Origin of the sequence: Domibacillus antri (assembly GCF_001936625.1) — a bacterium.
In the GTDB taxonomy this organism is placed as follows: Bacteria; Bacillota; Bacilli; order Bacillales; family Domibacillaceae; genus Domibacillus; species Domibacillus antri.
The window spans coordinates 37731-55761 of the sequence record NZ_MSDU01000027.1 but is presented as its reverse complement, the minus strand read 5'-3'; the positions used below and the strand labels follow the sequence as shown (position 1 = coordinate 55761).

Annotated in this window: 18 protein-coding genes and 1 riboswitch; of the genes, 16 read left to right on the top strand and 2 right to left on the bottom strand. The window is 47.3% G+C overall.

Annotated elements, in window-relative coordinates:
• Window positions 1-12: 12 nt before the first annotated feature.
• The 3 genes from BTO30_RS12265 to BTO30_RS12255 all read left to right on the top strand — a co-directional run bounded on the left by BTO30_RS12265 (window position 13) and on the right by BTO30_RS12255 (window position 2695).
• Window positions 13-846, top strand: a complete 834-nt coding sequence (locus BTO30_RS12265; RefSeq protein WP_342743410.1) for a methyl-accepting chemotaxis protein — start codon at window positions 13-15, stop codon at window positions 844-846.
• A 407-nt stretch (window positions 847-1253) separates the two neighbouring features.
• The gene (locus BTO30_RS12260) at window positions 1254-1742 is read left to right on the top strand and encodes an amidase domain-containing protein (protein WP_075399013.1); all 489 of its coding nucleotides are present in this window, start codon (window positions 1254-1256) and stop codon (window positions 1740-1742) included.
• Between the two features lie 281 nt (window positions 1743-2023).
• Window positions 2024-2695, top strand: a complete 672-nt coding sequence (locus BTO30_RS12255; RefSeq protein ID WP_075399012.1) for a CAP domain-containing protein — start codon at window positions 2024-2026, stop codon at window positions 2693-2695.
• A 147-nt stretch (window positions 2696-2842) separates the two neighbouring features.
• On the opposite strand, the gene BTO30_RS12250 is transcribed toward BTO30_RS12255, so the two are convergent.
• Together BTO30_RS12250 and BTO30_RS12245 are read right to left on the bottom strand one after the other, a co-directional pair.
• Entirely contained in the window at window positions 2843-3289 is a 447-nt protein-coding gene (locus tag BTO30_RS12250; RefSeq protein WP_083632407.1) for a SidA/IucD/PvdA family monooxygenase, read from the bottom strand.
• Between the two features lie 406 nt (window positions 3290-3695).
• Entirely contained in the window at window positions 3696-5144 is a 1449-nt protein-coding gene (locus tag BTO30_RS12245; protein ID WP_075399032.1) for a DHA2 family efflux MFS transporter permease subunit, read from the bottom strand.
• Between the two features lie 199 nt (window positions 5145-5343).
• Here BTO30_RS12245 and BTO30_RS12240 point away from each other — a divergent pair, with 199 nt between their 5' ends.
• The 13 genes from BTO30_RS12240 to BTO30_RS12180 all read left to right on the top strand — a co-directional run bounded on the left by BTO30_RS12240 (window position 5344) and on the right by BTO30_RS12180 (window position 18026).
• Complete coding sequence (locus BTO30_RS12240) at window positions 5344-6180, top strand: TetR/AcrR family transcriptional regulator (protein WP_075399010.1); 837 nt, start codon at window positions 5344-5346, stop codon at window positions 6178-6180.
• A 92-nt stretch (window positions 6181-6272) separates the two neighbouring features.
• Window positions 6273-7082 (top strand): pirin family protein, encoded by an 810-nt coding sequence (locus BTO30_RS12235; protein ID WP_075399009.1) that lies wholly within the window; start codon window positions 6273-6275, stop codon window positions 7080-7082.
• Window positions 7083-7238: 156 nt separating this feature from the next.
• Window positions 7239-7430, top strand: a riboswitch (cobalamin riboswitch).
• 120 nt (window positions 7431-7550) lie between these two features.
• The gene (locus BTO30_RS12230; RefSeq protein WP_075399031.1) at window positions 7551-7922 is read left to right on the top strand and encodes a (2Fe-2S) ferredoxin domain-containing protein; all 372 of its coding nucleotides are present in this window, start codon (window positions 7551-7553) and stop codon (window positions 7920-7922) included.
• Window positions 7919-9493, top strand: a complete 1575-nt coding sequence (gene cobJ, locus BTO30_RS12225; RefSeq protein WP_075399008.1) for a precorrin-3B C(17)-methyltransferase — start codon at window positions 7919-7921, stop codon at window positions 9491-9493. The genes BTO30_RS12230 and cobJ overlap by 4 nt, the downstream gene beginning before the upstream one ends.
• Before the next feature lie 12 nt (window positions 9494-9505).
• On the top strand, window positions 9506-10405 hold the full coding sequence (locus BTO30_RS12220) for a sirohydrochlorin chelatase (protein ID WP_075399007.1): 900 nt from the start codon (window positions 9506-9508) through the stop codon (window positions 10403-10405).
• A complete protein-coding gene (cobK, locus tag BTO30_RS17075; protein WP_075399006.1) occupies window positions 10402-11169 on the top strand; it encodes a precorrin-6A reductase in 768 nt (255 codons plus the stop codon). The genes BTO30_RS12220 and cobK overlap by 4 nt, the downstream gene beginning before the upstream one ends.
• Window positions 11170-11814: a precorrin-8X methylmutase gene (locus tag BTO30_RS17070; protein WP_075399005.1), complete on the top strand. Its 645-nt coding sequence runs from the start codon at window positions 11170-11172 to the stop codon at window positions 11812-11814.
• On the top strand, window positions 11811-12899 hold the full coding sequence (locus tag BTO30_RS12205) for a cobalt-precorrin-5B (C(1))-methyltransferase (RefSeq protein ID WP_075399004.1): 1089 nt from the start codon (window positions 11811-11813) through the stop codon (window positions 12897-12899). The genes BTO30_RS17070 and BTO30_RS12205 overlap by 4 nt, the downstream gene beginning before the upstream one ends.
• Window positions 12892-14100: a precorrin-6y C5,15-methyltransferase (decarboxylating) subunit CbiE gene (gene cbiE, locus BTO30_RS12200; RefSeq protein WP_143331964.1), complete on the top strand. Its 1209-nt coding sequence runs from the start codon at window positions 12892-12894 to the stop codon at window positions 14098-14100. Before BTO30_RS12205 ends, cbiE begins: the two co-directional genes overlap by 8 nt.
• Complete coding sequence (gene cobI, locus BTO30_RS12195) at window positions 14097-14801, top strand: precorrin-2 C(20)-methyltransferase (RefSeq protein ID WP_075399002.1); 705 nt, start codon at window positions 14097-14099, stop codon at window positions 14799-14801. Before cbiE ends, cobI begins: the two co-directional genes overlap by 4 nt.
• A complete protein-coding gene (gene cobM / locus BTO30_RS12190; RefSeq protein ID WP_075399001.1) occupies window positions 14798-15571 on the top strand; it encodes a precorrin-4 C(11)-methyltransferase in 774 nt (257 codons plus the stop codon). The genes cobI and cobM overlap by 4 nt, the downstream gene beginning before the upstream one ends.
• A complete protein-coding gene (locus BTO30_RS12185) occupies window positions 15568-16656 on the top strand; it encodes a cobalt-precorrin 5A hydrolase (protein WP_075399000.1) in 1089 nt (362 codons plus the stop codon). Before cobM ends, BTO30_RS12185 begins: the two co-directional genes overlap by 4 nt.
• On the top strand, window positions 16653-18026 hold the full coding sequence (locus BTO30_RS12180; protein WP_075398999.1) for a cobyrinic acid a,c-diamide synthase CobB: 1374 nt from the start codon (window positions 16653-16655) through the stop codon (window positions 18024-18026). The genes BTO30_RS12185 and BTO30_RS12180 overlap by 4 nt, the downstream gene beginning before the upstream one ends.
• Window positions 18027-18031: the final 5 nt, after the last annotated feature.

Here is an 18031-nt window from a genome sequence, read left to right as displayed (position 1 = left end):
AAAGTAGTGATGATGATGACTGTGATGAATGCACTTGTGCAGGCGGCTCCGTATATCCATTTATTGATGAAAGAGGATATTAACCTTGGGATTGTTGATAAATCGTCTAATGCATTTTTATGTTATATGCCCTCTAAAGAAATTGATTTCCAGATAAAAGCGGGGGACCCGATTAATCCGGATGATCACAATGTGCAGACGGCCCTTCGCGGACAAGTCTCCCATACATACGTATCCGAAGATGTGTACGGTGTGCCGTTCGGTGCAGCAGCTTTTCCTGTATATGATGACCAAGGACAAATAGTCGGTGCCATTGCCGTCGGTTACCCGATGGACAAAGAGCAGAAATTGGATCAATATATGGAACGAATTGAACGGATTGTCACTGATTTGCAAGAGAAAATTCATACCGTTGCCTCGCATTCGGAAGAGCTGGCAGCGGCGAGTGACGAAGTAGCCGCACAATCGAAAAACGCGCTGGAAAACTCGGAAAAAACGCAGGATATCACGAATTTTATCCGCTCTGTTTCACGTCAGACAAATTTGCTTGGGTTAAATGCCTCGATTGAAGCGGCACGTGCCGGACAGTATGGTGCCGGATTTAATGTGGTCGCACAGGAAGTCCGCAAGTTGTCAAATGAAACATCCAATGCGACGGAATCCATTGAGCAGGCTCTGTCCATCATCAGTACGAACATAGGCAGTCTAATGGAAAATACTTCTCACATTCATCAGGCATCGAAACAACAGGCTGATCTTGTTCAGGATTTCAGTTATATAATGGACAGCTTGAGCACGGTCAGTGAAGAAATGAAGCAGTTTATGAAACAAGTGATGAGATCGTGAATACCGGGAAACCGTTTTTTTTTGAGAATATCAGGATATTGTGTCTATCGAAAAAAATAGTCTTGACAGTAGAGGGATTGAATGATAGATTTAATCAATCATGATAAACGTAACTTAGAACGTTTCATATAAAGAATTTTTGGCATTCTGCTAGTGTTGGTAAGGCTTATTCACACTGGAGCGGCTTCGGAGCCGCAAGGACTTAAGAGAAGGCAGGGCTTAGGTCGTTTAGGTACATCATAAACGACGATGTGGAATAGAACCGCGGCGGTTTATTTTAGATGAATGGTGTTTTCATTCTAAAAACGTTGTGAGTTACAAAATTAATGAACAAAACCGGACTGATTCATTAGTCCGGTTTTTCTATGCCCATTTTTGCATAGTATGTAGTAAAGGGGGCATGGAATGTGTACAACAGAGAGGCGGCTGTTGATTATGCACAGCAATGGTGGAACAGCTACAATCCCGGTTTTCCTCGTTTTGCAGTGGACTGTACTAATTATATATCACAATGTTTGCTGGCAGGCGGCGCACCGATGCGCGGGTATCCTAACAGAGGAAAAGGATGGTGGATCAGAGGAGGTACGTGGAGTTATAGCTGGAGTGTTTCTCATTCATTGAGGTGGTATTTGGAGGGATCAACGCTGGGCTTAAAGGCGAAGAAAGTATCATCACCGGATCTTTTAATGCCAGGAGACATTATTTTTTATGATTTCGCGGGGGACGGCCGTATAGATCATTCTACAATTGTCACGGGTAAACAAGGAAACTCTCTGCTTGTTAATGCGCATACGATGAATAGCCGCAATCGATTGTGGAGTTATGAAAATTCGACCGCCTACACGCCCAGTATCAAATATCTTTTTTTTCATATTGAAGATAACATGACATTGTAAGGCACCTTTTTCAGGTGCTTTTTTTTGTAACGTTCATGATACTATATTACAGTTTTGTTACCTCAAAAAATATGGATAAATTTTCATATGCTCTATGCGGCATTGGAGCAACGATTAGAAGGGTGGCGATTATAGGAAACTACCATTTTCAATTGGTAGGGAAATTTGCCATGCCAAAATCCATTGAGCCCAGAAAAAATTCATGCAACAATGAATGGGCAACCCGGGAAGACATTCGAATGCACCAATATAAACAACTACCTTTAGGAGGAATTTTCATCATGAAAAAGAATATTCGTATGGCCGCCATCGCCGGTGCCGTTACATTAGGACTCTTCACTGCAGGACAAGCTGAAGCTGCAGCACCTTCATGCAATGTCGACGTGTATAAGCAGACGCAAAATGTACAACAGGTCAATTTAGAAGAATTATTAAAGAAATATAATATTAAAATTCAACAGCCATCCGTACAAGCAAAAGCGCCTGCTGCTCAAGCAAAAGCACCAGCAGCACAGCCTTCACAGCCGAAAACAGAAACACAGCAGCCGCAGCCAGCTGAACAAAAAGCAGAAGCTGGCAGTGTGAGTGCTTTTGAACAGCAAGTGTTCGAACTAGTAAACAAAGAGCGCGCGAAGCAAGGGGTTAAACCGCTTCAGCTGGATAAGAAGTTGAGTGACGTTGCGCGTACAAAATCACAAGATATGAAGGATAAAGGCTATTTCTCTCATCAATCACCGACATACGGTTCGCCGTTTGATATGATGAAACAATTCGGCATTACGTACAAAACAGCCGGTGAAAATATCGCAAAAGGACAAAAAACGCCGGAAGAAGTAATGAATGCCTGGATGAACAGCGACGGTCACCGTAAAAATATTTTAAGCTCCGACTTCACACACATTGGTGTTGGTTATGTAGACGGGCACTGGACACAAATGTTTATAGGAAAATAATAACGAGGGCTCCCTTCCAATCTATTTGGAAGGGGCCTTTTTATCGTTAAAAATAGCTTCTCCAATAAGATGGACAGAGAAATTTTGAAAGACAGTATCGGGGACAAGTTTAAACAGTTCGCAGCCTGCTATCGCATTTAAAATGACTTAGTTGCGCCGGACCGATAAACCAAGATTCGTGGCGCCTGTTCCGGCAGCGAGTTCGAGGTTTGTCAAAGTGAATAGTTGATTCGGCCGGTTATCTTTAAACACGATTCGATAATCATCATGGATACGGAAGAATTTCTCATCCTCCCATTCTATTTCTTCCTTCATTGCCATCAGCCAATCCGGAAGATGTGGTTTGTATCCGGTCGCCATTACAACGCGGTCGACCGGGTATTGAAACGAAAGGTCTTCCTGCCATTGTCTGCAGTCGAGCAAATAGCCATCCCCATTACGGTGAATCCCATTTATTTCGGTCAACGGCTGTATCAGCACATCTTCCTTTTTCCCTTTAATAGACCGGTGATACATTTGATCATAGGTGGCTTTCAGCGTCGCCGGATCGACGCCATTTCGCAAATGCTCTAACTTTTCAAGCGATTTTTTGATGAAAAAGAATCCGAAAAACGTGAATCACACGTCCGTAAAGCGCTTGGCATCCCGTATGACCGCCGTATTTTAGCCGTTATCGGGATCGGTCATATCGGCGCGGAGCCAAAACAGAAAAAACATTTACCGTTTAATGAGATTGCTCATATTGGCCGCTTTGGTCATCACAATGATTAAATAATCAGAAAACCAGACAAGGCTGTCCCCGCAAGTAATGGGGGAAGGCCGATTCTGTGCGTCATTTAAGCCGATCTATCGATATGAAAGCCGGATTCCGCTTCTTGAAGACCGAATGGATAGGAATTCGGCCAAAAACTAGAAAATCCGGCCCAAAGTGTAAGAAATCCGGCTGAAAAATGAGAAAGGGGTCTGTCTCGATAATCTTTTGAGACAGACCCCTGTTTTTTTATCCGGCAGACTGTTGTTTGATTGGTTCTTTCGATGGAGTTACACGTTTCATAAAAAAAGAAAGGATCAGCGCGATAATGGCAATGAAAATGGAAATCGTGAATGAGAAGTTAATGCCGTTTAACATCGCTTTATTTGCGATATTTGCCATAGCGGCAGGGTCAGCAGCTGACTCGGATAACCTTTCCATTTCTGACTCGGTCCGATTTTGCATAAGTGTGACCAAGAAGGCAGAGCCGACCGCACCGGATACTTGCTGCAGCGTGTTATTCATCGCGGTGCCATGAGGGTTCATGCTTTGCGGCAGCTGGTTCAGCCCATTTGTCATCACCGGCATCATCACCATGGACATGCCAAACATCCGCAATGTGTAAATAAACATAATATAGCTGTATTCCGTATCCATTGTTAAATTGCTGAACATAAAGGTTGTGGCAATCATAATGGATAGACCGGTCACGGCTAAAATGCGGGCGCCGAATTTATCGAACAATTTCCCGGTGATCGGCGACATAATTCCCATTGCGAGCGCACCCGGCAGCATTAAGAGACCCGAATGAAGCGGTGAAATACCGCGGATGGTCTGCACGTAAATCGGCATTAAAAGCATCGCTGAAAACATCGCCATAGCCAGCACAACAGAAATGGCTGAAGATAAAGCGAACATGGGATACCTGTAAATGCGGAACTCAAGCAGCGGTTCGTCCAAACGCATTTGGCGCCAAATGAAGAGTACAAGACCAATCACGCCGGACGCAATCGCACCGTATACGTGAATAGAGTCCCAGCCCTTTTCACCAGCTGAACTGAATCCGTACAAAATACCGCCGAACCCGATACTCGATAAAATAAGCGAAGAGACATCTAATTTAATATGGCGCTGCGTCGTGATATTTTTTAATTTGAAAATGGCAAACAATAGCGTCATGACAGCAATTGGAATGACGACGTCAAATAATGTACGCCATGTATAATGTTCAATCAGCCAGCCGGACAGTGTTGGACCTATAGCCGGTGCTGTAATCATGACAAGACCGAAAATCCCCATGGCGGCCCCTCGTCGTTCTATCGGAAAGCTGGCAAGCATGACGTTCATTAAAAGCGGCATCATAATCGCTGACCCCGATGCCTGGATCATACGGGCTGCAAGCAAAACACCAAATGATGGCGCCAGTGTCGCGAGAACAGAGCCGAGAGTAAACAGCACCATCGCTGTAATAAACAATTTCCGATTCGTGAATTTTTGGATAAAAAATGCGCTTGCCGGAATTAAGACACCGTTGACAAGCATATAGCCGGTTGACAGCCATTGAACGGACGATGCGGATACATCAAAATCTTTCATAATCGATGGAAGTGCCACGTTCAATAATGTTTCATTTAAAAGAGAAACGAATGCGCCGACGAATAAAATGGCAATCATGGCGTATGGCGGCTTCCCCGTCATTCCCTGTGTATTCAATATAAGACCCTCCCATACCAGGTGTATAATTTTTGTACTGTTGTTTCAACAGGTACTTATATTATACCGATAGTATAAAAAAATCAACCATTAAATAAACGGATTTATCAAAGGTTGAAATAGAAGAGAATTTTAGATAATCTATACTTAGACTGATAGTCCAAATTAGAGGAAGTGTAGTCATTTGAATGAACGAAAACAAAAGGTGATGGCCGCCGCGCATGCTCTCTTTGTTGAAAAAGGGTATGCGGCGACGTCCGTACAGGATATTTTGGAGAAAAGCGGCATTTCCAAAGGGACGTTTTATAATTATTTCCCGTCAAAAAATGAGCTGCTGATGAGCATCTTTGAAAAAATCAATCTTGAAACGAATGAGCGGCGGGCTGAGGTGCTTGCAGGGCGGCCTGTTCACGATAAAGAAGCATTTGTAGAGCAAATTAAAGTGAAGCTGGAAGTGAATAAGGAGAATAATTTGTTTGTTCTTTTTCAAGGTGTGTTTGTGTCGGAGGATGCGGAACTGAAAAAATTTGTCAAACAGCATCATTTTAATGAACTGCGCTGGACGCAACGAAGACTCATTGAATTGTTTGGTGAAGATGTACGCCCGTATTCAGTGGATTTAGCCGTCACGTTGTATGGCGTTGTTCAAAACACGGTTCATTTTCTGATGGCGGCTGAAGAACAGGTGGAATTGAATGCGATTATCCGCTATGCAATGCGCCGCGTGGAAACGGCAGTAAGGGACATCGTGCAAACGAAAGACCGCCTCCTTGATTCACGCATACTCGAGAGGTGGCAGCCGGAAATGGCTTTGAACAGAGAAAAGAAAAAAAGTGTGCTGATGCAAAAAATCGGCGCCATGCAAGAAACAGCTGCAGATGATCAGCAGGAGCTTCTCTCGTTTTTGCAGGATGAACTGCGGGCGTCTTCTCCGCGCCTTAATATCATTCAAGCAGTACTTAATAATGTGACAGATAGGGAAGAACTCGTAACATTAATACACGATTTTGTAAATGATTAATGAAAAGGACGGTCCATGACGGGCGGTCCTTTCTTTTGGACAAATGACACCATCGCGCCGATAATAAATATAACGAAAGGGGAGATCGAATCATGGCTGAAATCAAGAAATCATGGAGTGTTCAATTTAATGAGAGGTCATTTCCTCATGTACAGCAGGCTTTTGTCCTGCCGCCTGATAGGATGCAGGAAATGGACCCGTTTATTTTGCTCGCAGAAGACTGGTTTAAGCGGGGTACATTCGGGGATCACCCTCATAAAGGGTTTCAAACGATTACCTATGTGATCGACGGCCGTCTTGAACATATTGACAATAAAGGCGGACGCGGCATTCTTGGTGCCGGCGATGTGCAGTATATGAATGCGGGATCGGGTGCGCGTCATGCGGAGGAGCCGGTGGAAGGTGATATCGTTCACTCACTGCAGCTGTGGCTCAATTTGCCCGCATCACAAAAAAATTCAGATCCTTTTTATCAGGACATTTATGCAGAAGATGTGCCGGTGCAAAAAATCGGCACGGCCCATGTACGCATCTTTGCCGGTGACGGTGGGCCGATGAAACCGCTTGTTCCTTTCACAATGGCCGAAATCAGCATGCCGGCGGATGGACAATATAACCATAAGTTAAATCCGGACCACAAGGCATTTGTATATATGCTTGACGGCCGCTGCGTCTTTGGAGAGAATGAAAGCGTGCTGGAAAAAGGACAGGCGGCAGTGTTAACGAAAGGGCATGCCATTCAAATGAAGGCAGAAGAACGCTCCAAAGTGCTTATTTATACCGGTGAACCGCATGGGGATCCCATTGTCGCCCACGGTCCATTTGTTATGAATACACAGGAGGAGATTCGCCAAGCTTTTTTGGACTATCAAGCTGGCAAATTTGGTCCGGAGGCAAAATAAATAAGACGGCCTGAGACAGCGGCTGTTAAAATAGCGTCGAAATTGACGCTTTTTTTACTATATTAATGGCTGTGTCGTTTTGTTTTGGAAGAAGTACTTAATTTTCACTTGTCAAACTAGTAAGTTTCCTGCTAATCTTGAACATAATAACAAAACTGCATATCGAACATTAAGAGTGCCCGGAGTGTTTACGTCCGGGATAATAGGGAAATCGGTGTGAATCCGATGCAGCCCCCGCTACTGTAAGCGCGATGAAATCATCCAATAACCACTGGCCTAAGAACCGGGAAGGGGATGAAAGTAAAGTGATACGCAAGCCAGGAGACCTGCTTTTAATGCCTGAACATCATTCTTCGGCGGGAAGAACGGGATGAATGCGCATTGCTGGCTCTTTTTTTGCGATTTATTGCCCCTGCTTCCACTGAAGAAGCGGGGGCTTTTTGCATTTTTAAAAAAGGAGTGATCGCATTGGCAACGTGGAATTTAACCGAAATGAACCGTCATGTATTAATTTGTAATGGCTCGACTTGCATGAGAAAAGGCGGCGAAGAGGTGACGCAGGCGATTCGGGATGAAATCACAAAACTCGACCTGGATGCAAAAGTACATACAACGAGAACACGCTGCAACGGGCGCTGCAAAGACGGCTGTGTCGTCATTGTATATCCGGAAGCGGACTGGTATTTTGAAATGGATGAAGAACGGTCAAAAGAGATGGTGGAAAGTCACTTGCAAAACGGCAAGCCAGTGAAAGAATGGATTGCTTATGAACGTTCAGGGGACGGCATGAAGCTGCTAAACAACCGTTTTAAAGGAACAGAAAAAGGTGAAAAGAAATGACGGGAACATTATATGTTGTCGGATTTGGACCTGGTCATGAAGACCACATAACCGATCGGGCAAAAAAAGCATTAAAAGACAGTGATTATGTCATTGGTTACAAAACGTACATGGAACTCGTTGCGCCTCTGATCGAAGGAAAAGAAGTGATCAGCACCGGGATGAGTGAAGAAGTAAGCCGCGCGCAGGCAGCAGTGAAACAGGCAGAACGCGGCAAAACCGTTTCGGTCATCTCAAGCGGCGACGCGGGGGTATACGGAATGGCCGGCCTCGTCTATGAAGTACTCGCTGAACAGGGCTGGAATCGGAAGACAGGTATTAAAGTTGAAATTATTCCGGGCATTTCTGCGATTAATTCCTGTGCATCGCTTCTCGGTGCACCTATTATGCATGATGCCTGTACGATCAGCTTGAGCGATCATCTGACGCCGTGGGAACTGATTGAACGCCGGATTGATGCAGCCGGCGCCGCTGACTTTGTCATCGCTTTGTACAACCCGAAAAGCGGCCGCCGCACAAAGCAGATTGAAGAGGCGCAGCGTATTTTACTAAAATACCGGTCACCGGAAACACCAGTCGGCCTTGTCAAAAGTGCGTACCGTGACCGAGAGGAAGTCACGATGACTACGCTGTCCGAGATGCTCGATCACGACATCGGCATGCTGACAACCGTTATTATCGGCAACTCCACGACATTCTTTTATGACGGACTGATGATTACACCGCGGGGCTACACACGCAAATATACACTGACGGAAGAAAATCAGCCGCTTCGTCCGCATGAACGGCTTCGTCCGGAAAATGAGCCTTGGGCGCTCCACGGCGGACAATCCGAATCGGCCGAAACAAAGAAGCCGTTGCAAGAACTTGGATTAAAAGCACTCGCGGCTGTTGAAAAACAAAAAAATGCGCCGCCGGAAGTGAAATCGATCTTTGAAGCGGCTGTTAGTCCGGGAGTGGTGAATAAGCACTTTTCTCCGCAGCAGTTAATCGCTTTGTCAGAAGCAGCAGGTGAACAAGGCACCATTGAATATACGCCGCACCATTACGTGATCCTGAAGACAGAAGTAAGCGATCCGGCGCCAATCATTAACAAATTACGTGAAGCTGGGCTTGATCTTGCACCGGTCGGTGATGTTGTGACGATTAAAGCATGTGATTTCTGTAACGGCGAAAAAAGCGATGCGATTCCTTATACAGAGCAGCTGCGGGAGGATCTCGGCGGCATGAGTGTGCCAAAAGAATTGCGCATCGGTGTGAATGGCTGCGGAATGGCCTGCTATGGAGCGGTTAATGAAGATATCGGCATTGTGTACCGGAAAGGCGCATTTGATTTGTTTTTAGGTGCAAAAGTCGTCAGCCGGACCGCGCATCCGGGCGTTTATGTGGCAGAAGGCATCGCGCCGGATAAAGTCGTGCCGATGCTGACGCGCATTGTTGAAGAATACAAAGAGTCAGGCCATCCGAATGAACGATTTTTCAAATACTTTAAGCGGGTTGGAGTGGTCGAAGGGTTTGAGCATAGAGAAACACCGGTGCCGGACGTTGAACCGATGCCGTGCGGTGAATAAGGGGGAGAAAAAATGAAAGCAGTACTATTTGTCGGACACGGAAGCAGAGACCCGGAAGGAAATGAGCAAATTTTACAGTTTGTGAAGGAGTTTTTGCCTGAATTGAATCCATTAGTCCTATACGAAACGTGCTTTTTGGAATTTGCGCGTCCGGGTATTGAAAAAGGCATCCAAAACTGTGTGGAAAAAGGGGCGACATCAATCGCGCTTATTCCGCTCATGTTATTGCCTGCCGGTCATTCGAAGATTCATATTCCGGCTGCCATTGATGCGGCGAAAGCGCAGTATCCTGATGTTGCCTTTACATACGGAAAACCGATCGGCATTCATTACGAAACATCGGTGATTTTGCGTGACCGCCTGCAGGATGCCGGGGTGAACCCGGATGAAGCAGCGGAAGATGATGCGGTCATTTTGCTTGGACGCGGTGGAAGTGATGCGGATGCGAACAGTGATTTATGCAAAATTGCCCGCATTTTGTGGGAAAAAACCTCCTTTGAAACCGTTGAGCCGGCTTTTTACGGTGTAACGAAGCCGTCACTTCCACAGGCGGTTGAAAAAGCAAATAAACTTGGTGTGAAAAAGATTACGATATTGCCGTACTTTTTATTTACAGGTGTGCTTATTAAAAGAATTGAAGAAGATATTGTCACATTTAACACACAATATCCTCACATCGAATTTACATTAGCGGATTATTTCGGCTTCCATCCAAAGCTGAAAACGATTATTGCGGACCGGATGGATGAAGCGCTCGGTGAGTCCGTTGCCATGAACTGTGATACGTGTCAATATCGCTTCGAAGCGGGTGAACACCACCATCACCACCATCATCATGATCACGACGGCCATGATCATCATCACCACGATCATGACCATGACCATCATCATGAGGAAGAGGCGGTTCGATGATTTTTCTTTTAGCCGGAACAAGCGATGCGCGTGCACTGGCCGTTACTCTGCAAAAAACCGGCCGGCACGTGACCGCATCGGTCGTGACGGAAAATGCGGCGGCAGAACTTGAATCAGCACGGATCAAATCCAGAACCGGCCGCTTAACGGCAGATGAAATGGCCGCGATGTTAGAAACAGGGTACACGGCTGTCATTGATGCCAGCCATCCGTTTGCAGAAGAAGCGTCGAAAAATGCGATTGAAGCAGCCAATAAAGCAGGGCTGCCGTACATCCGCTATGAGCGCGCCGGAACGGATATCGATGAGCATCCGCTTGTCACCCGTGTCGATACGTATGAGCAGGCGGCGGACGCCGCAGCGGAAAAAGGCGGCGTCGTGATGCTGACAACCGGAAGCAAAACATTGCAGGTGTTCACAGAAAAACTGCTGCCGCGCGAAGATATCCGGCTGATTGCGCGCATGCTGCCGCGTCTTGATAACATGGAAAAATGCGCGGCGCTCGGGGTCGCACAAAAAAATATCGTTGCGATGCAGGGGCCGTTTACGAAAGATCTTGATCTGGCTTTATACCGTCATTACAAGGTGACCACGACCGTTATGAAAGAAAGCGGGGCGATCGGAGCAGTCGCTGAAAAGATCGAAGCGGCCGTTTCGCTTGGAATCGAAACAATCGTGATTTCCCGCCCGCCGGTTGAATATCCGAATCAATGCGAAACATTTGAGGAAGTAATCGATACATTAACCCGTCTGGAGGAAAAATAAATGGATTTTAAAACAGCGTTTGTGCCGGAAACAGTCAAACCGATGGAAATTGAGTCGTTAAGTTTTTCAATGATTGATGAAGAATTTGGTCCGCACGATTTATCATCGGAAGAATATGCGGTTGTTCAGCGCGTCATTCATGCATCCGCTGATTTTGAGCTCGGAAAGAGTGTCTTGTTTCATCCGGATGCGATTGAATCAGGAATCCGTGCGATTCGAAACGGTGCCCGCGTCATCTGCGACGTGCAAATGATTCAGTCCGGTGTATCGAAGCCGCGCATTGAGCAGTTTGGCGGCTCTGTTAACGTGTATATATCAGATGATGATGTCATGAAAGAAGCGAAAGAACTTGGCTTAACACGGGCGATTGTGTCTATGCGGAAAGCAGCTGGACTTGGCGATGGCGGCATTTATGCAATCGGAAATGCACCGACGGCCCTTTTGGAAATTATCCGTCTGGCAAAAGAAGGACTTGCTAAACCGGATTTAATTATCGGCATGCCGGTTGGATTTGTTTCGGCTGCTGAGTCAAAAGAAGAATTGGCGAAACTTGATATTCCTTTTATTACGAATATCGGCCGTAAAGGCGGCAGTACGGTCACGGTTGCAGCACTGAATGCATTGTCGCTGCTGGCTGTAAAATGAAGCCTGTACCTGACAAACCGCTCCGTACCGGCTACACAACCGGCGCGTGCGCAACAGCGGCCGCCAAGCTGGCACTACAGACACTGATTACCGGTACCAGTCCGGAATCGGTGTCGATTTATTTGCCGGCCAAACAATGGGCCGTCTTTTCTCCGGAGTTTGTCGAAAGGAAAGAGAATAGTGTGAAAGCGGGCATAAAAAAAGATGCCGGCGACGATCCGGATGTGACGCACGGTGCGGTCATTTGTGCAGAGGTGGCATGGACGGATGAACTGGGTATTCATCTGGACGGCGGAGAAGGGGTCGGCCGCGCAACGAAACCGGGACTTGATGTGGAACCGGGAGAAGCGGCCATTAATCCGGTGCCGCGCCGGATGATAACAGAGGCGGTGAATGCACTGCTTCTTGAAAATGGAGCCGGCCGAGGGGTATCCGTCGTCATTTCGATTCCAGGAGGAGAAGAACTGGCGGAAAAAACGTTGAATGCCCGGCTCGGCATTATAGGCGGATTATCCATTTTAGGGACAAGCGGAATCGTTCGTCCGTTTTCGACGTCAGCGTTTCGGGCAAGCATTGTCAAAGCGATTGAAGTGGCCGTTGCTTCGGGATGCAAGCATGTCGCTGCCACAACAGGCGGACGGAGTGAAAAATTTGCGATGCAGCATCTATCGCATTTGCCGGAGGAGGCCTTTATTGAAATGGGTGACTTTGTCGGTTTTACGTTAAAGCACTGCAAGCGGCTTGGCATTGAAAAAGTGACACTTGCCGGTATGCCCGGGAAATTTTCAAAAGTGGCGCAGGGCGTCATGATGGTTCACTCGAAAAGCGCACCGGTCGATATGAACTTTTTAGCGGACATGGCAAAAGAAGCAGGGGCAGCGGAAGCGGAAATAGAGGCAGTAAGAGAGGCAAATACGGCGACTCATGCAGCAGATATCATGGCCGGTTATCCTGATTTTTTCACCATTTTTTGCCGAAACTGCTCGGAAAACGCGGTACGTGAAGTACGCGGGGGACTTGTCGTCGATACTTTGCTGTTTGCGATGAAAGGTCCTCTGCTCGGAAAGGCGGAATACAGTGAGTAACCTACATATTATGGGCATCGGCGCGGACGGGGCAGCGGGCCTGCACCCGCGCCAGATCGAAGTGATTAAGCAAAGCGATTTTTTAGCCGGGGGCGAGCGGCAGTTGTCGTATTTTCCGGAGTTTCAAGGAGAAACATTTGCGATTAAAGGCAATTTGCGCGAGTTAAAAGAACGGTTAAAAAAAGAAACGGGCCAGGCAGTCGTGCTCGCATCGGGCGATCCGCTTTTTTACGGAATCGGCGCTTATTTATCCGGCGAGATGAGTGCGGTCATTGAGCCGCAGCCATCAAGTGTACAGCTGGCTTTTGCCCGCATGAATGAATCGTGGCAAAACGCGAAAATCATTAGCGTGCACGGACGGCCGATGACAGGTCTGGCGCAAAAAATAGACGGGGAAGAAAAAGTGGCGCTGTTAACGGATGAAACGAACTCACCGGATACGATTGCCCGTTACATGCTCGATTTTGACATGACGGAATACGACGCATTTGTGGCGGAAAATATCGCCGCATCGGATGAGAGATGCCGTCATTTTACCCTTGATGAAATGGCGGAAGCGTCATTTTCATCTTTGAATGTCGTCATTTTGAAAAAGAACCGCCCGTCCAAAAAGTGGGCAACAGGCATTCCTGATGATGAATTTGATCAGCGCAAGCCGGATAAGGGACTTATTACGAAACGGGATATCCGCATTCTGACCATTGGCCGGATGAACATTAAACGTGACAGCGTTGTATGGGACATTGGTACATGCACCGGATCGATCGCCATTGAAGCAGCGAAAATCGCTCGGGATGGCGCTGTTTTTGCAGTGGAAAAAAATGAACCGGATCTTGCCAATGCCCGTGCGAATTTTAAAAAGTTTCGGACAGATGTCACCCTTGTTCATGCGAAAGCACCAGATGGATTGGCTGACTTTCCGGACCCGGACTGCGTCTTTATGGGGGGGACGGCCGGCAACATGGACAAGCTCATTCAAACGTGTGCGGATCGTTTAAAACCGGGCGGCACGATGGTGCTCAATGCCGTGACGATTGAAAACATGTCAAAAGCGTATCAGCTGTTAAAAGAAGCGGAATTTGATGTGGATATTGCGCTTGCGCAAGTGTCCCTTTCGAAACCGATTTTAAATATGACGCGCTTTGAGGCGCAAAATCCCGTCTACATTATTTGTGGAACGAGAAAAGAGGAACAATCATGACAGGTATTTTATATGGAATTGGAGCAGGACCGGGCGACCCGGAACTGTTGACTGTAAAAGCATTTCGCATTCTTTCCGAGAGCAAAGTGATCGCTTTTCCAAAAAAGCGCTCCGGAGAAAAAAGCTATGCAAGACAAATCATTGACGCGTATATCGACCCATCGGAAAAAGAGATGCTTGGTCTTGTCTTTCCGATGACGAAAGATCCGGTCATTTTAGATCGTGAATGGAATAAGGCCGCGGATGCCGTTGCGGAAAAACTGGAAGCCGGCCACAACGTCGCATTTGTCACAGAAGGCGATCCAATGTTGTACAGCACGTTTATTCATATGAAAAATGTGCTGCTGAAAAAAATGCCGGATGTAAAAACAGAAGTCATTCCTGGTATTTCCTCTGTAAACGGAGCGGCTTCAAGGCTGAACATCCCGCTCGCGGACGGCGACGAACACGTTGCCATTATTCCGGCAACCGATGACCGTGAGGCATTAAAAAAGGCGATTGAACAGCATGACTGTGTCATTTTCTTAAAAGTGGCGAAAGTGGCGCCGCTGATCTCCAGTGTGATTCGTGAACTCGGTCTTGAGCAGTACGCACATGCGGTCACGAAAGTAACGTCAAGTGAGGAAGTCATCTGGACATTGGATGAATTTGAACGGGCGGAACCAAATTATTTAACGCTGATGGTGGTGAAAAAGAAATGAAAATGTACATTGTCGGAGCAGGACCGGGGGCGCCGGATTTAATTACGGTGCGGGGCTTGAAATTAGTCCAGGAAGCAGATGTCATTTTATATGCGGATTCACTCGTCAATGAAGAGCTGATGAACGGCTGCAAACCGGGTGCGGTCGTGCTCAAAACAGCGGGCATGCATTTAGAAGAAATGGTCAGCACCATGACGGAATATGTGAAAGCGGGCAAAAAAGTCGTCCGTCTTCATACGGGTGACCCGGCTATTTACGGTGCTATCATTGAACAAATCGCACTCTTGCAGGAAGAAGGCATTGAAGCGGAGATCGTGCCTGGAGTCAGCTCTGTTTTTGCCGCTGCTGCTGCAGCGGGTGCCGAATTAACAATTCCAGATGTGACCCAGACCGTTATTTTAACACGTGCGGAAGGCCGTACACCGGTGCCGGAAAAAGAACAGCTGAAAGATCTCGCGAAACATGAATGCACGATCGCTTTTTTCTTAAGTGCGACACTGACAAAAAAAGTGACGCGTGAGCTTGTGGAAGCAGGCTGGTCAGAAGATACCCCGGTTGCTGTTGTATATCGTGCAACATGGCCGGATGAAAAAATCGTCCGCACAACGATCTCGGAGCTTGATACGGCCATGCGCGAAAACGGAATCCGCAAGCAGGCGATGATTTTAGCGGGCAAAGCACTCGATCCGGAAATCGGCCAATCAGGCCATCGTTCGAAGCTGTACGATAAAACATTTACGCATGGCTACCGGAAAGGCGTTTCACAATGAAGACCGCGATTGTGTCCATTACAAAACATGGAACGGAAACGGGCCGGAAACTAGCAGCGTCTATTTCAGATGCGGATCTGTATTACATGTCTAAATTTGAACATGGTGATGAAGCTGAAAAAGGAATTACACTGTTTGAAGGATCGGTCCGCCTTATTTTGCCTGAACTTTTTCAAAAATACGACGGTATCGTGCTCATTATTTCACTTGGTGCCGTCGTGCGGATGATTGCGCCGATTTTAAAGGATAAAAAAACCGATCCGGCTGTTGTTGTACTTGATGACCGGGCCGAACATGCGATCAGCGTCCTGTCTGGCCATATTGGCGGGGCCAATGAGCTGACACACAAGGTTGCGGCATTGACAGGAGCGCGTCCAGTTATTACAACCGCATCGGACGTGCAAAAAACAATCCCTGTTGATATGTTCGGCCGGGAATTTGGCTGGAAATTTGAATATGACCGGTATTTAACACAGGCGGCAGCGGCAGTCGTAAATGAAGAACCAGTACTGGTTGTGCAGGAATCGGGCGAAAAAAATTGGTGGAAGCACGAGAGAAAGATGCCGGCTCACATCGGCACCGTTTCATCCGTTGAAGAAGCGATTCGCACGGCTCATAACGCGGCACTGGTCGTCACGCACCGGCTATTGACAGAAGAGGAATTAACATCCCTTCGCTATCCTGTTGTCTACCGCCCGAAGTCGATTGTGATCGGCATCGGATGCAACCGCGGGACGGAGAAAGCGGAAATAGAAGCGGTCATTCATGAAGTGCTTGATACGTTATCATTTTCAAAAAGCAGTGTGAAAACACTCGCGTCCATTGAGTTGAAAAAGGATGAAGCAGGTATTTTAGAAATGGCAGAGCAAAATGGCTGGCCATTTGTCACGTACACACCGGAACAATTGAATGAGGCGCCAATGAGCGAAAAATCGGACACGGTCTATAAATTTACCGGTGCATACGGTGTGAGTGAGCCGGCCGCTTATCTTGCATCAAACGGCGGTGAAGTCGTTCTGCCTAAGCAAAAAAGCGGCAACGTGACGATTTCTGTCGCGGTGTATAAGGGGGACCCTGTAAGATGACAAAACGCATAGTCATTGCTGGAACGGGGAGCGGCTCGGGCAAAACGACGGTGACGCTTTCGCTGCTCGGCGCATTAAAACGGCGCGGGCTTGCTGTCCAGCCGTTTAAATGCGGGCCAGACTACATTGACCCGACGTATCATACGGCCATTTGCGGCCGTCAGTCACGCAATCTCGACAGTTGGATGGGAGATGCGGATACGATGACTGCTGTTTTTCAGCGTGCGTCGATCGATGCGGATATTTCAGTTATTGAAGGGGTAATGGGCATGTTTGACGGGAAAAATCCGTTGAAAGATGACGGGAGTACCGCACACATCGGCCAAATTTTAGATGCGCCGGTATTGCTCGTCATTGATGCGTCCGGAGCAGCGAGAAGTGCCGCCGCCGTCGTCAAAGGATTTCAATCCATGGCCCCGGGGCGCATTAAAGGTGTTATTGCCAACAAAACAGGCAGTGACGGTCATTTTAAAATGATCAAGCAGGCTGTTATGCAGGAGTGCGGCATTCCGGTTATCGGTCATTTAACGAAAATGCCAAATGTCAGCGTGCCGGAACGTCACCTCGGTCTTGTACCGGCTGTGGAACGCGGCGATCTTAATGAGTTGTTTGACACGCTGGCAGAAGCGGCGGAAAAATCAATTGATCTGGATCAGCTTTTAACCATTGCGCAGGCTGCGGAACTATCGCCCGCCCAGTCTTCTGTTTTCAGCCATAAACTTGGGTCCCCTGTCACGATTGCTGTCGCCAAAGATGCGGCTTTTCATTTTTACTATGAAGAAAATTTTGAGGTGCTTCGCTCATTAGGCGCAGACATTCACTTCTTTTCACCGCTTGCAGGAGAATGTGTGCCCGAAGAAGCGGATGCCCTTTATATTGGAGGCGGGTTCCCGGAAGAATTTGCGCCGGCACTCGCTGCGCAGTGTGCTGTCCGTAAATCGATTAAACAGGCCATTGAATCCGGCATGCCGGCACTCGCTGAATGCGGCGGCTTTATGTTTTTAACAGAAGAACTCATAACTGTCGACAATCACGTTTATCCGATGTGCAGCGTTATTCCGGGCCGCACAGTCATGAAATCGATACGCGCAGCGCTTGGTTACCGTGAACTGACGGCGCTTACCGGCGCTTGGCTGACGGATGGCCTGCAGGTAAAAGGGCATGAATTTCACTATTCCATCTTCAAGCCAAATTCAAACGTCGTTCCGGCTTTTCAATCAGCGGGACGGTTTGGAGCGAAACCGGACGGCTGTATTGCCCATAATGCCGTGACTGGCTACGCGCACTTTTATTTTCCGTCCAATACAGAATTTGCGGCCGCATTCGTTGAAGCTGCCCGCTTATTTAAACAAAAAGAGGTGACAGTTTGAATAAA

Coding starts and splice junctions, on each gene's coding strand:
- BTO30_RS12265 (WP_342743410.1), top strand. CDS start 13: ATGATGACTGTGATGAATGCACTTGTGCAGGCGGCTCCGTATATCCAT.
- BTO30_RS12255 (WP_075399012.1), top strand. CDS start 2,024: ATGAAAAAGAATATTCGTATGGCCGCCATCGCCGGTGCCGTTACATTA.
- BTO30_RS12245 (WP_075399032.1), bottom strand. CDS start 5,144: ATGACGGGGAAGCCGCCATACGCCATGATTGCCATTTTATTCGTCGGC.
- BTO30_RS12235 (WP_075399009.1), top strand. CDS start 6,273: ATGGCTGAAATCAAGAAATCATGGAGTGTTCAATTTAATGAGAGGTCA.
- cobJ (WP_075399008.1), top strand. CDS start 7,919: ATGACGGGAACATTATATGTTGTCGGATTTGGACCTGGTCATGAAGAC.
- BTO30_RS12220 (WP_075399007.1), top strand. CDS start 9,506: ATGAAAGCAGTACTATTTGTCGGACACGGAAGCAGAGACCCGGAAGGA.
- cobK (WP_075399006.1), top strand. CDS start 10,402: ATGATTTTTCTTTTAGCCGGAACAAGCGATGCGCGTGCACTGGCCGTT.
- BTO30_RS17070 (WP_075399005.1), top strand. CDS start 11,170: ATGGATTTTAAAACAGCGTTTGTGCCGGAAACAGTCAAACCGATGGAA.
- BTO30_RS12205 (WP_075399004.1), top strand. CDS start 11,811: ATGAAGCCTGTACCTGACAAACCGCTCCGTACCGGCTACACAACCGGC.
- cobI (WP_075399002.1), top strand. CDS start 14,097: ATGACAGGTATTTTATATGGAATTGGAGCAGGACCGGGCGACCCGGAA.
- cobM (WP_075399001.1), top strand. CDS start 14,798: ATGAAAATGTACATTGTCGGAGCAGGACCGGGGGCGCCGGATTTAATT.
- BTO30_RS12185 (WP_075399000.1), top strand. CDS start 15,568: ATGAAGACCGCGATTGTGTCCATTACAAAACATGGAACGGAAACGGGC.
- BTO30_RS12180 (WP_075398999.1), top strand. CDS start 16,653: ATGACAAAACGCATAGTCATTGCTGGAACGGGGAGCGGCTCGGGCAAA.